This window comes from Sutcliffiella cohnii (assembly GCF_002250055.1).
Taxonomy (GTDB): Bacteria; Bacillota; Bacilli; order Bacillales; family Bacillaceae_I; genus Sutcliffiella; species Sutcliffiella cohnii.
The window spans coordinates 2,388,312-2,401,080 of record NZ_CP018866.1 but is presented as its reverse complement, the minus strand read 5'-3'; the positions used below and the strand labels follow the sequence as shown (position 1 = coordinate 2,401,080).

Here is a 12,769-nt window from a genome sequence, read left to right as displayed (position 1 = left end):
CGGAAGGGGTCACTATCTTGATATTGATATAAATGATAATCTACTAACTCCTTTGGTATATATTCCAGGTGCATTAAATTTCGCTGAGCAGTCTATTGAAATAGTGCAAGAGTTCAAATCTAGAAGATGTCTCTCATTAAGTTTGAGAGGACGTGGTAAAAGTGATGCTCCTAATTCTGGATACTCGTTTGAACACCATGTTAAAGATATAGAAACAGTAATAAACGATAGTAAAGTTAATCGCTTTTGTTTAATGGCATATTCTATGGGAGTTCCATATGCTATCAAATTTGCTTCAACATCACCAGGAATAAAAGGTCTAATAATTTGTGATTATCCAGCTAAATATCCATCTATTCCAAAATCATGGTCAGAAAGAGTGCTTAGTCGCAGCTTTATAAGTAAAGAGAGAAAGCATGTAGTGGAAGGTATTCAGCAAGAGTCAAAAAGTATTGAACTATATAGAGATTTAAATCGAATCCAGGTACCAGTACTAGTAATTAAAGGTGGTACCCAAGAATCACTATTATCAGAGGTAGAGACAGAAAAATTAAGAAGCAATCTTCCCGATGTAGTTATTAAGGAATTAAATGAGTCTGGACATGAACTATGGGAACCTAGTAAAGCACAATTCATTCAATTGATCAATGAGTTTTTAGTTAGGTTGGACGATTCTAGCTAGATGAGCTAAGCTGGAAATGATTAGCCAATTACTATAGTTCGATTAGTTATACCTGTAATTTGGAATTAACTGAATCACCTATTTTACTTGATGAAGAGGTAGACTTAAATAATAATGATAGCGATATTAAAGCTAAAGAAATTAGTGTAATAACCAAGTTAAATTAAAAAAACTTCATATAGACAAATGATGGATTCTCCTTAAAATACATATTATCTCAACTGACTCCATACATATGAGTGCCTTCATACTATATGTAAGTTGTATTTTTCTTTTGACCTAAGACAGCTACTGATCTAAGCAGGATTAGTAGCTATTTTTGTTGAAATAAGAAGTAATAGAGTGCATATAAAAAAGGATGGTAATGACTGTGATAACATTAAACAAGGGTGCTTTTAAAGATCTCACCTTATATACAAAAAAAATTAAAAGTGATATGAACGCATCCGGTTCCGCGTTAGTTATTTTGAAAGACAATAAAATTGTACACGAATGGTATTCTGGGATGCATCATTTTGAGAAAGGTGCCAAACTGATTGATAAGGATTCAAGATTCAACGTATATTCGGTTAGAGTTACATATGTTGGATTAACCATTGCAATAGCTACTCATGAAGGTTTATTAAACTTGGATGATAAAATAAGCGACTATCTAGATGAATATAATAAAGAAATTCTTGGAGATACAACGATTAGACATTTATTAACTAGATGTACGGGTCTAAAGTTTGAGGATAGAAACGTTTACCGTGTAGCGGATTTAGGAACTGCTATTGAGGGAAAGAGACCAGAAATATTAGCGAAAATTTTATACAAAGCAACGGGCAAAACAGTAAATGAAATCCTCTCAAATAGAGTGTTCAAGCCTTTGAATTGGACAAGTACTGGATGGGTTACTGAAGGGAATCAAAGTTTAGTCTGTGATATAGATTCGGTAAAAGGTTATCCTACATTAAGGCTTGGCTCGAATATAGGCGAAGATAGAAACCTATATGTAAGTGCCAGAGAATTAGCATTATGGGGAAATTTACATTTAAACAAAGGGATAGTAGAAGGTAGGTCTATACTTCCACAAGAAATTTTTGAACTTTCTACTACCGTTCAAAGTCCTGCTTCCTTAAGTCGCCAACTACCGAAGTTTGGGTTTTTATGGTGGATTAAAGATGGGGAAGTATCCGTTGATTACAACGAACTAGGTTCGGACCTGCCGGATGGTTCCTATCAAATACTTGGAGCATCAGGATGTTCCTGCACGGTTATTCCCGAATATAATGCAGTAGCTGTTAGAATGTTCAATAGTTTAAATGCTTACGAAAATTTAGGCTTTGATTACATCAAAGACATACAGTTGTTTCACAATATGATAATTTCAAGTTTAAAAAACTTTTAGACTAATATTCTTGATCAAGGGATATGCCATTGCTGATGCAGAAGTCGAGTGACAATTAAGTGTATCAAAAATATTAGCTGCTTTATAAAGGAACGGAAATTAACTCAATTCGTACAAATATAACTAAAAAAGCATAGGAGGATTTTATGTTTCACTTTCAGGAAAATAATATTACTGTTTTTCAAAGCTCATTATATATGACTTCTACAGCTGTTATTCAGTCTAATGAGGCAATTATCATGACGGATCCTAATTGGCTCCCTGATGAAATCAAGAGAATTAGGGCTTTCATAGATAAGCATTTGGGTAATAAGGATCTCTATATCATTTACACTCATAGTGATTTTGATCATATTATTGGTTCTGGTGCATTTCCGGAAGCCAAAGTAATTGCATCGGAGGAATTTGTAAATAATCCAAATAAAGAGGAAATTGTTCAAAGAATTTTTGAGTTTCACCAAGGGTACTACATAGAAAGAGATTATGTTCCTACTTATCCAGAAGTTGATATACCAATTGTTAAAAATGGTCAACATATTAACTTAGGTGAGTTATCGTTAACTTTTTATAAGGCTCCAGGACATACAAATGATAGTTTATTTACGGTAATTGAACCGTACGGAATATTCTTATCTGGCGATTACCTATCTGATGTAGAATTTCCTTTTATATTTAATAGCTACAAGGATTATGTAGATACGATAGAAAAAGCTTCGTACATAATCAATAATTACGAAATTAAATATCATATACCTGGTCACGGATCTGCCACGAGAACAAAGCAGGAAATGTTAGATAGAATTAACTTTTCAAAAAACTATTTACAACAACTAATGAATGATAATGGGGATTTAGAAAACAAATGTCGGACTAAATTTCGTTTTTTTGAAGGAATGAAGAGCATTCATGATGATAATAAGAGAATTGCTAAAGAAGAAAATCTATCAAGTATAAATCACAGTACTAAAGAGAGTAATTCTTAAACTATTAAAATATGTTTTAACAACTATTAATAAACGAACGGGAATAGGCCTTAACCATTCCCATTTGTTTATTAAGGCTTTATTTAACTTAATCCTCATTGAGCTCGATAAATTCTTCATGTTTGAACACCATTGACAATGCTTGACGTCCATCGGCTGTATTACCTGACAAAGCAATTACAATTGCTTCTGCATCTTTATCGGTATCACCTTTAATTGCTACACGGAGCATGTTATTACCTCCGAAAGTATCCGGCCCAGCATCTAGTCGTATAACTGCACAATCACCTGCTGGAATAGTGACTTTTTTGCAATATATTTCTTCCTCTGGTGGAGTTGCTGGATATAGAACTGTATCCCTACAATTATAAACAGTTAAACGTACTGTTGAAGTATGGGACGCAATATTTTTAAAACCAATCAATAGAAATTGGACAGCTCCAAAGCGTGTTCCATCAACAGATAGTGGTACAAAAAAAGGACCAGATGTGAGTGCTTTCTTACTACTCATTTTTAATTTCCCCCCTTTACATTTTAATAGTTATTCATATGCTAGATTAACTATTATTGAAACGTACAAGTGGTTCAGTAGAAAAGACTATCTTTTATAGCATCGATTTTGTTTTTTTTCTTCAATGATTACCGGGTGATGTAAAACATACATTAAAATAAATGATGTCAAACAGTATTCATTTTAGTCTCATAGATTAAGAAACTAAAAGTCTTAATAAATATATACCTAAATAAAATTTACTGTTAATGGTAGTTGTTAAAATAAAGGGGGTTATAAAAATGATGGAAAACCTGAAGTTGTGCTTTTTAGCATTTTCTTTGTTTTTATTAGTAGGGTGTAATTCAGATATTGTGGTAAGCCCAAATATTACTGTTGAAGGGGAAACTATTAGTACGATAGGTTATTCAGGTACTTCTGCCGATACAGAAAGTGACAAACCTCCAGAGATTTATGAAATGTTAGATATAACAGTCGTCAAGCCTAAGGCGGAAATTTCCATTTCATATAAGGATACACCTAAAAAGGTATTAGTAAAGTCTTGGTATGGTGCTAAACTTGTTGAAGATGATAGAGAGTTAAAAGAATATAAGATTACAGTACCTAGTGAAGAAGGAATCTACATTTATAATCTCGCAGCAAGATGGAACTTTAGAACTGCTAGTAATTCAGTTTTTGTAATAGAGGTTAAAAGATAAAATCTATCTACTATATTAAAAATATCTTATTTTGGAAGATGGCTTGCGGTTTCTATTCTTCGAACTGAAATTCTTTAGAAGAAGTTGTGGGAGTTGTTGGACTAACGTTGCATGATTGATTGTTTAACAAGGGGGTCATTTTACTTAGCTTTTGAAAGGGGGATATTAGAATGATATATGTAGTTAGACACGGACAAACAGATTTGAATAAAGATCGGAGAATGCAGGGAAGAATGGGTTTACCATTAAATGAGTATGGGATAGAACAAGCAATTACTTTAAAAGAGAAGTTACAGAATATAAATTTTGATTTGGTCTTTACTTCCCCACAAGAGCGAGCTGTAAAAACAGCGGAAATTATTGCTAGGAAACGACCTGTTTTGGATGATAGGTTGAATGTTTTTGATTTAGGTGAAGCCGACAGATTACATATTAGCGAAGTAAAGATGTCTGGTCCTCTTCCTGACCCTTTTATCTATAAAGGGGTAGAAGAACCTAATAGTTTTGTAAAAAGAGTGTTTAGTTTTATGAAAGAATGAAAATCAAAACGGAATGAAAAAATTGAATATTCTTATAGCTGGTCACAGATGTACGACAGGTTGTATAGGTGCTTATTTCGAAGGGATACCTGCTGATGGAAACATATTAAAATTCTCTTCTGATACTGGAGATTATAAAACATATAATTTTATATAAGTTGGATTATGTTTAACGAAATAAAATGTGAAACACTTCATAGTACATAAATGTTTTTAAATCAAGTAATTTCGGATGAGGTGTAGTATGCACTTAGTAAATTATATTGACCAAATAATCCTTATTAAAACGACGATTGATGATCTTTTGATGGTAAAGGTAATAGGTAAAGATAGTATTCGATATAAAGGTTACAAAGTTAAAATTCTCGAAAAAAATGGTCAGAATATGGATTTGGAAACTATTATCTATGATGAAGAAATCAAAAAGATTTGTATTTTACCTAATGAAGTACAACAAGGTATAGAACTAACATTAAACCATTTACCAATAGAAATATTTAAAAATACGGATTTACCATCCCTTGTTGAATTTGGAAAAAGTCAAAAGGTTAAACAATAGGTTTTGTTCATTTTGAACTTTCTGTTGAATTTTTTAAAGATGGTTAATTTAACGAACGTTATTTAACGAACGAAGCAGGATACTTTATTAGAATATTAAAGAAGGCTGTAAATTTAGGAGAAGATGCCAGTGATAAGTAGAATTTTAATTGGAGTAATAGCGGGTTCTATTGGTGGATTAATAACTAGTAATTTCTTAATTAGTGTCTTTTATAATAGTGCTGATGTTAGGACTTCTTTTCAAGATACGGTAATCAGTAGTATTGGATTATATTTTGGAGTTACAATTAGCTTGTTAATTTGTATACTACTTGAAATTAACAAGAATAATAAAAGTCAATAATAAGGATATTGGATATTGAACTAACGTGAGCGATAGCTAAACAAAACTGTCGCTTCTTTAACTATTGGGGCAGGCTAGTGAAAAATGAAATTGAAACTTTTTACAGGGAAACATCGCCTTTATTAAAAGAGAGTGACATAAATCGGAATCTGTATTACCAACTATGGAGGTGAAAGAGTTGAAAAGAGTATTGTATTTATTTTTAATTCTACTTGTTAGTATTATGGGTGCTTGCGGTCAAGAGCAGAGCAGTAACGACACTTCTTTATTGGAACAAGAAGGTATTATTGTAGAAGTAAAGGAACATCAAGGTAGGTGGAACCAAATATTAGTCGTACCAAACATTAGTGAGGACGATATATCCAATAAAACAACTGCTGAGTTAATTGAAATGGCTCAAGAAAACGATGGAGCTTATTATGGTTTTGGACCTGGTGAGTATGAAGAATTTAGAGTAGGGACACATGTAATAGTTTATTGGAATGGCGATCAAGAAGATTCAGACCCTCCTCAGCGTGAAGCCAAAAAAATTGATGTAGTTTCGAAATAGTATCCAAGTATTTTTTCTTTTTCAACAAACGGGTGCGAATGTGAATAAGAGCAATCACTCTTGAGCAACGTGAGCAGATTAGTTTGTTAAGAGTTTTGATTCAAATAGGGTAAGTCGAATTAATAATTTAAAGTTGAATTTTATGGAAGTTTATAGAAAAATAGATTGAATTGGAATCTGACGTTTATAAACTACCAGATACATAACTTGTAATGGATAATGAGTTACCTTCCCCTGGTAAAGGAGCAGGATACCACTAAAAGCAATGGGAGGAATGTTTAGGGTGGATAAGTACAAAAAGATGAAAACAAAATCATGGATAAAACGAAATGCACGTCCTCTTGAAATAGCACGCTGGGAATTCTTATTTGAGAATGGATCGAAAGAGAGGGTTATACATTATCTATCTGCATTTCAAAATAGTGATGGAGGGTTCGGGCATGGTCTCGAACCAGACCTATGGTTACCCCAGTCATCGGCGATTGCTACTTGGGCAGCTGCTCAAATTTTAATAGAAGTTCAAGCTGAGCCAAATGAAGAAATTGTTAGATTAATACTCAAATATTTAATCAATTCATATGATGAGGAAATGGGATTATGGAAAACAGTTATCCCAGAGCACAATAATTATCCTCATGCTCCACATTGGCACTTTGAAGAGGGGGTTCAGGATAATTGGATGTTTAATCCAAGTGCTGAGCTTGCTGCTTTCCTTATTTATTGGGCACCCGATGGCAGTGAAGAGGCTAATTTAGGCTGGAAAGTAGTTGAAAAAGCAAAAATGCATTTACTGAATTCTAATGGAATGGATTTTCATGAAATAAATAACTATCAAAATTTAATCCGTATTTTAGGAGACAAACTCAATCCATTACAAGAAATGGAAGAGAAAGTTGATTCTCTTGCTGAAAAAGTAATTGATATTAATCCAGAATCATGGGGAAAGAGTTATAAAGCTCTACCTTTAGATCTAATTCATAGCAAAAAGGACAAGTTATATGAAAAATATAAAGACCTTGTTGATGAAAATATTAGATATTTAGAAAGATCATTAAAGGATGACGGGGTTTGGGATATTACTTGGGATTGGGAGGAAGACCCAGAGCATTTCTTTGTTGCTAAACAACAATGGAAAGGTATTCTTGCAGTTAACAATTATAAAAAATTACGTAATTTTTTATAATGTAATTAATTTAATCCTTATTTCACTAACGGAAGCGATTGTGGAACATAGTAATTGCTCTATTGTTAAAGCTATGTTAAAGAATAATGGTGATTTTATGGCAAGGAAAAGGGACTTCTTTAATTGGAGTTCCTCTGTGTAAAACCTCTTCTATGAACACCTAAAGGGCAAACTTCACCTAAATTTTTTCAAGAATTGACTTAACAAAATCTGTTTTTTCATCTGCGTATTTGTGTTTGTCATTTTTATTTAAACTTGATAGTTTAAGTTTAAGCTGTTGATACTCACTTCTTGCTTGTTTGTTAATTCTCAAATAATCTCTAAAGTTTAACTGTTCGAGTAAATACATATTGTCTCTTTGGTACATATGGATTTGATGTGTTCTTGGTTCGCCTTTATTTAAGTAGTGTCTTTCAGGCAATACATTTGTTCCTCTATATGAGTAACCGAGTCCTTCCAACGCTTTTGCGCATTTTTCTCCATCAAGAAAATTATCTATTTCAATTGCAATATCAATAATTGGCTTAGCACTTAAACCTTTTACTGCGGTACTGCCAATATGGTGTACTTTCACTGTGTATTGACCAATAACACCTACTATCTGTTGCTTCTCTGTTTCAAATTCTTTTGCCCACTCAGTAGACCAAGGGACTAAAAAAACTTCACCTCTTGGTAATCCAAGCATTTACTCATCCCACCTTTTAATTTTGATGTTTATTTGGGAAATTCTAATAAGCTAAGTTTATCATAGGTCTCATAAGTAGAGAACAGACAGATCTCAACAATCATCATATTTACAGTTGTGTCGTCATTACGATGCCTAATTTGGACTAGAAATTGAAACCAACTCAAATAATGGTCAAGATACTTTGTAGCCACACCATTATACCGATTTAACCAGTCTATGACTATGATAACTATTCACATTTTGAATATGGTAAACTCCTCGAACACATTTCTTACGATCCGATTTATATCTATAATGCTCCAGTCTTTTTTCTTTTGCATAAGTCAAAAATGCCCGCCAAGCATCGGTACAAAGAACATTTGAAGTAGTTAGTTTAGACCCAATAGCTTCTTCTAAGCAAGTTTTTACAATACGTCCCTGACCAACGACTTTTGAGTATGTTACTTTTTGTCGGTCTCTTGCCACTCGACACACCAATTTTTTATATACAGCGTAAGCGCCCGCTGGTAAACCTTAGAATATAATCTATTATTAGACTATATTGATCACCACATACCAGTCCTAATGTTGGTCTTTCTCTATCATCTTGATTGGATAAATAATAAATAGTTTCACTTAATTTATTTAACATGTTATTTTTCCTCTTCTATATATATATATATATATTCATTCTATGAAAGAGAAAATCTACATGGTATTCTAATGTTATTAAAATATTTTGAGATTTTCTCATATTATTTTTTTACCATTGGACTTGTACCTCCTTGTTTCACTAATGAAAAGTATTACATAGCCCAAACTAAACATTGGGAAATTTCAAAATATTAATTTGGTTATATATAGTTAGATTTTCGAAGATTAATTGTATTAGAAGATAAGGAAGTTACGGGAGGGTTTATTAATGGTGAAATTTGTAGATGACTTAGCGGGAGCTATATATGATGTTATTAAATTCATCATAAAGTCCATTGGTTATATACTAGCTGGAGGAATTATTGTTGCAATTCCAATGTACCTTGTAATTTGGCTGTTCGGTATTTTTCAGTAAAAATATACAATTAACCGATGTGATGGTCAAAGTAGGATTTTCACTTATTTATACTTAAGTTTTTAAGATATTAGATCAAATATTCTTTGATAAAAAATAACTTTACATTATTACATTTATTATTAATTGTGGATTATCGTTTCTATTTTTGAGCTAATAAAGCTAACAGCTGTGGAGTTGAAGAAGAAAAGTCTCCTAAATTAACAAAAAGGCAAATGAAAGAGTCCAAAAGTAATGAGGTGTTTATAATGTTTAAATTGACTAAAGTTTCCCTTGATCATATTGATTCTATAATAAAATTACGGTTAGCCCTTTTAAGGGAATTAGGTGAAATAAATACTCCTAATGAAGAACAACTTTTGGAAGCTTCAACAAGGCAATATTTACTAACTTCCCTTTCAAACAATGAATTTATATCATATACGGCAGAAACAAATGGGGAAATTGTAGGTATAAGTGGTATGGTTCTATTTAAAAGACCACCATATTTAGAGAATTTGGAAGGGCTTGAAGCATACATTCTTAATATGTACACCGTTCCTAAATATCGTGGAAGGGGTTTAGCAAAAATATTACTTAATCAATGTATTGAAGAGTGTAAAAATAGTGGGGTTAAACGTATATGGCTGCACGCCTCTGAGGATGGGGAACCTCTATACCGAAAAATGGGTTTTACTAAAAAACAAAATGAAATGGAACTTTATTTATAAATCTATTTGTTTATCAACAAACTAGTGCGTTTCTTTAATAATGAGAAATGCTCTTTTTTTATGGAATTTAAGCTACTAACAGTATATGGTGAAAAAAGGAATACCAATACCTTTGCCGAATTTAACAACAAATAAGATTAAAAGGAGAGGTTTTAATTATGCTCGAATTACAAAATCGCTTATATGAATTTACTAAAATGCATGATGAATTTATCAGTGACTGGAATGATGCAATGAGTTCAGGCGACACATCCTCAGTAGATAGAATGACAGAAGATTATTATGTAGCTTTTTTTAATAGTGGAAATGATAAACCTACTTTTTTTACAAAAAAAGAGGCATTGAATGGTATGGAGCAATCGGTTAAACATTTTATAGGTGCCAATAAGAGGTTTGAAAATAGAGTTATTCGACTACGGAATAACGAAGCTGCAGTAGTGTTTTATGAACAATTGATTGTAAAAGACAAGGATGTATTAGCAAGGTTATTTACCATTGAAAATTGGAGATTAATAAACCAAAAATGGATGATTGTAAGGGAAACTGAAGAACCAATTAGTTAGTTTTTGACTCATGTAGTGAACTAAAAGGTCATACTAAGGTAAAAAAAGGTGTGACTTTTATGAGACAAGCATTATTTCTTTTAATATTAATTTCATTACCATTACTATTGGGATTAGTTAAAGAGAAGGAAGAAGAGTGTCTTCCTTGTAAAGAATGCTACGATATAGCTTGGAATGACGGATGGGGAATAGGATATGCGACAGGTCAAGTAAACCAAAGATATAGCATTGTTAGAACTCTTATACAAATGGGCAAAACAGACCAAGAGATTGTTAATATAGCAACAACCAGCTATGTTGAATTAAAAGACATAAGAAATCAGCTTAATGTATATCGTGGTTATTTTGAGTTTTAAGCATCAAGATATGAACTTATTAGGGCTCTTCTAAAAGAAGGTAAAACTGATGAAGAAATTGTCAAAAGAGCACATTCAAGTTTTTATGAATTGGAACAAGTGAAAAAACAACTTAAACAGTATAATGGAAAATTCAAATGGGAAGTCCAGTAAATAAAGAATTTGATATGTGAAAACGATAAGTCTTGGTGAACCAAATGAAAATATTGTGAAGAAATGTCCTTAAGCTAACTGGTGGGAGAATTGAAAAGAGCAACACTCCCAAAGTTGTTGCTCTTGCGGTTGTTCAATCAAAAGTATTTCTGGTAAAACTCTTTTCTAAGTCTCTCACTTAATTGAGCATAAAGAGAATGTCCAGTTACTATAACTTTAGATGTGAAGTTGGAAGGGGTTAATGTTTACTATTGTCTTCTCAAATAACGAATGCAATAGTTGAATAAGGTGATCCAATTGGGTCGCCTTTTTCTAATGATTACAACTCCATTTAATTTTGGAATATTATGTTACCATTTAAGTGACAGATATCGGGGCTAATGGGAATTGAGCTATTGAACTAATGGAGGATTGAATATTATATGAAACTAGAAAATGTTGATGAGCAGACCCAAACACAATTAAAGGTATTATATGAAATCAGTAAAATTTTTGATAATCTCGATGCTGACTTTTGGTTACGTGGAGGTTGGGCAATTGATTTCATGCTTGGTAAGGTTACACGACCACATAGTGATATTGATATAAAAACGTGGATAACAAATAGAGAACTATTAGAGGATGCACTTCTAAAGGCTGGTTATGAACGAAAACCTGTCGGGGAGGAATTTCGTAATAGGCAATCTGATTTTCTTAAGAATAATGTAGTTATTAGTATTGGATACTTGACATACGATGTTGATGGCAACCTTATTATGAATGGTTTACCAGAATGGGTATGGCGAGACGATTCCCTTATGCCGGACTATTTCCAGCTACAAGGAATAAAAGCAAAAGTCTTACATCCAAAGCAGTTACTAGAAGAAAAGAAAATCTATGAAGAAATTGGTCGGCCATATAGAATAAAGGATGAAAAAAGTAAAAGGCTATTGCACCAAATAATATCCGAATTCAAGTAGCGTGTGAAAAAGTGTACTTGAAGTTATTATATCAGGCAGGTCAGCTCAACAAGAAATGTTATAATTATTGTATCTAAAACTGGTATGGTTAGGTAAATAAAAACATGGTCAAACATGACAAGGCTATGACTAGGCGTGAAATTTATATTATTTAAGATTAGAACAATTCGAGAAGGTGTTATTTATAAATAAAATAAAATTGAATGCAAGGAGAAGTGAAAAATGGCAGAACATCATTTTCATTTAAAGGCACATTGGCCAGGGCTACGTAATGATGTAGGGAAAATCGAAGCCGAGCAATTAAAAACAAAAATTTCTATACCAAAAGAAATGGACGGACCTGGTATTGGCACAAATCCTGACGAAATGCTCCTTGGGGCAGCAGCGACATGTTACATAATTACCCTAGCTGCGATGATGGAACGTAGTCAGATAGAGAAAGATGGGTTAACGATGGAATCAGAAGCAATTGTTGATGTAACCAATGGAGTATTTACATATAAAAAAATTATCCATCGACCAGAAATAGTTTTGAAACAAAATGCTTCCGATCGAGACAAAAAAGTGGTACAAAAGCTTGCTGAAAAAGCTGAAAAATCTTTTATGATTAGCCGAGCAATTCAAGGAAATGTGGATATTCAATTAGAAGTAACTATTAAAATTCCATAATTGTACATTAAGAGAATTGGGTGAAAACCCCAAACTTTATTGTGATTTTATTAAAGTTTACTAGTTAAAGAGTCTATATCGTCTTGTTCAACTAAATGATGCGAATATTCAACAAAAAGAGGCACTGAGGATTTGTGCCTTTTCTTGTTGAAGTTAAGCGGTTTAGTGGAAGGAAAATTACAGTTT

Annotated in this window: 17 protein-coding genes and 1 pseudogene; 15 read left to right on the top strand and 3 right to left on the bottom strand. The window is 32.6% G+C overall.

Annotated features, from left to right (window positions below):
• Positions 1–52: 52 nt before the first annotated feature.
• The 3 genes from BC6307_RS11920 to BC6307_RS11910 all read left to right on the top strand — a co-directional run bounded on the left by BC6307_RS11920 (position 53) and on the right by BC6307_RS11910 (position 3,055).
• Positions 53–682 (top strand): alpha/beta fold hydrolase, encoded by a 630-nt coding sequence (locus BC6307_RS11920; RefSeq protein WP_342351661.1) that lies wholly within the window; start codon positions 53–55, stop codon positions 680–682.
• Positions 683–1,052: 370 nt separating this feature from the next.
• On the top strand, positions 1,053–2,072 hold the full coding sequence (locus BC6307_RS11915) for a serine hydrolase domain-containing protein (RefSeq protein WP_235858031.1): 1,020 nt from the start codon (positions 1,053–1,055) through the stop codon (positions 2,070–2,072).
• A 146-nt stretch (positions 2,073–2,218) separates the two neighbouring features.
• The gene (locus tag BC6307_RS11910) at positions 2,219–3,055 is read left to right on the top strand and encodes an MBL fold metallo-hydrolase (protein ID WP_066411054.1); all 837 of its coding nucleotides are present in this window, start codon (positions 2,219–2,221) and stop codon (positions 3,053–3,055) included.
• A gap of 88 nt (positions 3,056–3,143) precedes the next feature.
• Here BC6307_RS11910 and BC6307_RS11905 read toward each other — a convergent pair whose 3' ends face one another.
• Positions 3,144–3,566 carry a hypothetical protein gene (locus tag BC6307_RS11905; protein ID WP_066411052.1) on the bottom strand — a complete coding sequence of 141 codons (423 nt, stop codon included), beginning with the start codon at positions 3,564–3,566 and terminating at the stop codon, positions 3,144–3,146.
• A gap of 281 nt (positions 3,567–3,847) precedes the next feature.
• Between BC6307_RS11905 and BC6307_RS11900 the strand changes: the two genes are divergently transcribed.
• The 6 genes from BC6307_RS11900 to BC6307_RS11875 all read left to right on the top strand — a co-directional run bounded on the left by BC6307_RS11900 (position 3,848) and on the right by BC6307_RS11875 (position 7,437).
• Complete coding sequence (locus BC6307_RS11900; RefSeq protein WP_066411050.1) at positions 3,848–4,264, top strand: hypothetical protein; 417 nt, start codon at positions 3,848–3,850, stop codon at positions 4,262–4,264.
• A gap of 170 nt (positions 4,265–4,434) precedes the next feature.
• A complete protein-coding gene (locus BC6307_RS11895) occupies positions 4,435–4,803 on the top strand; it encodes a histidine phosphatase family protein (RefSeq protein ID WP_235858030.1) in 369 nt (122 codons plus the stop codon).
• A 244-nt stretch (positions 4,804–5,047) separates the two neighbouring features.
• Positions 5,048–5,362, top strand: a complete 315-nt coding sequence (locus tag BC6307_RS11890) for a hypothetical protein (protein ID WP_066411048.1) — start codon at positions 5,048–5,050, stop codon at positions 5,360–5,362.
• 123 nt (positions 5,363–5,485) lie between these two features.
• Complete coding sequence (locus BC6307_RS11885) at positions 5,486–5,704, top strand: hypothetical protein (RefSeq protein WP_157076570.1); 219 nt, start codon at positions 5,486–5,488, stop codon at positions 5,702–5,704.
• A 178-nt stretch (positions 5,705–5,882) separates the two neighbouring features.
• Positions 5,883–6,254 carry a DUF3221 domain-containing protein gene (locus BC6307_RS11880; RefSeq protein WP_066411044.1) on the top strand — a complete coding sequence of 124 codons (372 nt, stop codon included), beginning with the start codon at positions 5,883–5,885 and terminating at the stop codon, positions 6,252–6,254.
• 274 nt (positions 6,255–6,528) lie between these two features.
• Positions 6,529–7,437 (top strand): prenyltransferase/squalene oxidase repeat-containing protein, encoded by a 909-nt coding sequence (locus BC6307_RS11875; protein WP_425319495.1) that lies wholly within the window; start codon positions 6,529–6,531, stop codon positions 7,435–7,437.
• Between the two features lie 178 nt (positions 7,438–7,615).
• Here BC6307_RS11875 and BC6307_RS11870 read toward each other — a convergent pair whose 3' ends face one another.
• Together BC6307_RS11870 and BC6307_RS11865 are read right to left on the bottom strand one after the other, a co-directional pair.
• Complete coding sequence (locus BC6307_RS11870) at positions 7,616–8,122, bottom strand: GrpB family protein (RefSeq protein WP_066411042.1); 507 nt, start codon at positions 8,120–8,122, stop codon at positions 7,616–7,618.
• Between the two features lie 29 nt (positions 8,123–8,151).
• Positions 8,152–8,611, bottom strand: a pseudogene (locus tag BC6307_RS11865) (IS1595 family transposase); the annotation flags it as partial.
• A 415-nt stretch (positions 8,612–9,026) separates the two neighbouring features.
• Here BC6307_RS11865 and BC6307_RS25105 point away from each other — a divergent pair.
• The 6 genes from BC6307_RS25105 (at position 9,027) to BC6307_RS11840 (ending at position 12,583) form a co-directional block, all read left to right on the top strand.
• Positions 9,027–9,173: a hypothetical protein gene (locus BC6307_RS25105; RefSeq protein ID WP_169714884.1), complete on the top strand. Its 147-nt coding sequence runs from the start codon at positions 9,027–9,029 to the stop codon at positions 9,171–9,173.
• Positions 9,174–9,421: 248 nt separating this feature from the next.
• Complete coding sequence (locus BC6307_RS11860) at positions 9,422–9,883, top strand: GNAT family N-acetyltransferase (protein ID WP_066411039.1); 462 nt, start codon at positions 9,422–9,424, stop codon at positions 9,881–9,883.
• 158 nt (positions 9,884–10,041) lie between these two features.
• Positions 10,042–10,446, top strand: coding sequence for a hypothetical protein (locus tag BC6307_RS11855; protein WP_066411038.1), 405 nt, complete (start codon positions 10,042–10,044; stop codon positions 10,444–10,446).
• A gap of 59 nt (positions 10,447–10,505) precedes the next feature.
• Positions 10,506–10,802 carry a hypothetical protein gene (locus BC6307_RS11850; RefSeq protein WP_066411037.1) on the top strand — a complete coding sequence of 99 codons (297 nt, stop codon included), beginning with the start codon at positions 10,506–10,508 and terminating at the stop codon, positions 10,800–10,802.
• Positions 10,803–11,377: 575 nt separating this feature from the next.
• Positions 11,378–11,914: a nucleotidyltransferase domain-containing protein gene (locus BC6307_RS11845; RefSeq protein ID WP_066411035.1), complete on the top strand. Its 537-nt coding sequence runs from the start codon at positions 11,378–11,380 to the stop codon at positions 11,912–11,914.
• Between the two features lie 222 nt (positions 11,915–12,136).
• Positions 12,137–12,583 (top strand): OsmC family protein, encoded by a 447-nt coding sequence (locus tag BC6307_RS11840; protein WP_066411031.1) that lies wholly within the window; start codon positions 12,137–12,139, stop codon positions 12,581–12,583.
• Positions 12,584–12,769 lie beyond the last annotated feature (186 nt).

Coding starts and splice junctions, on each gene's coding strand:
- BC6307_RS11840 (WP_066411031.1), top strand. CDS start 12,137: ATGGCAGAACATCATTTTCATTTAAAGGCACATTGGCCAGGGCTACGT.
- BC6307_RS11905 (WP_066411052.1), bottom strand. CDS start 3,566: ATGAGTAGTAAGAAAGCACTCACATCTGGTCCTTTTTTTGTACCACTA.
- BC6307_RS11885 (WP_157076570.1), top strand. CDS start 5,486: ATGCCAGTGATAAGTAGAATTTTAATTGGAGTAATAGCGGGTTCTATT.
- BC6307_RS11860 (WP_066411039.1), top strand. CDS start 9,422: ATGTTTAAATTGACTAAAGTTTCCCTTGATCATATTGATTCTATAATA.
- BC6307_RS11900 (WP_066411050.1), top strand. CDS start 3,848: ATGATGGAAAACCTGAAGTTGTGCTTTTTAGCATTTTCTTTGTTTTTA.
- BC6307_RS11875 (WP_425319495.1), top strand. CDS start 6,529: ATGTTTAGGGTGGATAAGTACAAAAAGATGAAAACAAAATCATGGATA.
- BC6307_RS11850 (WP_066411037.1), top strand. CDS start 10,506: ATGAGACAAGCATTATTTCTTTTAATATTAATTTCATTACCATTACTA.
- BC6307_RS11845 (WP_066411035.1), top strand. CDS start 11,378: ATGAAACTAGAAAATGTTGATGAGCAGACCCAAACACAATTAAAGGTA.
- BC6307_RS11870 (WP_066411042.1), bottom strand. CDS start 8,122: ATGCTTGGATTACCAAGAGGTGAAGTTTTTTTAGTCCCTTGGTCTACT.
- BC6307_RS25105 (WP_169714884.1), top strand. CDS start 9,027: ATGGTGAAATTTGTAGATGACTTAGCGGGAGCTATATATGATGTTATT.
- BC6307_RS11910 (WP_066411054.1), top strand. CDS start 2,219: ATGTTTCACTTTCAGGAAAATAATATTACTGTTTTTCAAAGCTCATTA.
- BC6307_RS11890 (WP_066411048.1), top strand. CDS start 5,048: ATGCACTTAGTAAATTATATTGACCAAATAATCCTTATTAAAACGACG.
- BC6307_RS11895 (WP_235858030.1), top strand. CDS start 4,435: ATGATATATGTAGTTAGACACGGACAAACAGATTTGAATAAAGATCGG.
- BC6307_RS11855 (WP_066411038.1), top strand. CDS start 10,042: ATGCTCGAATTACAAAATCGCTTATATGAATTTACTAAAATGCATGAT.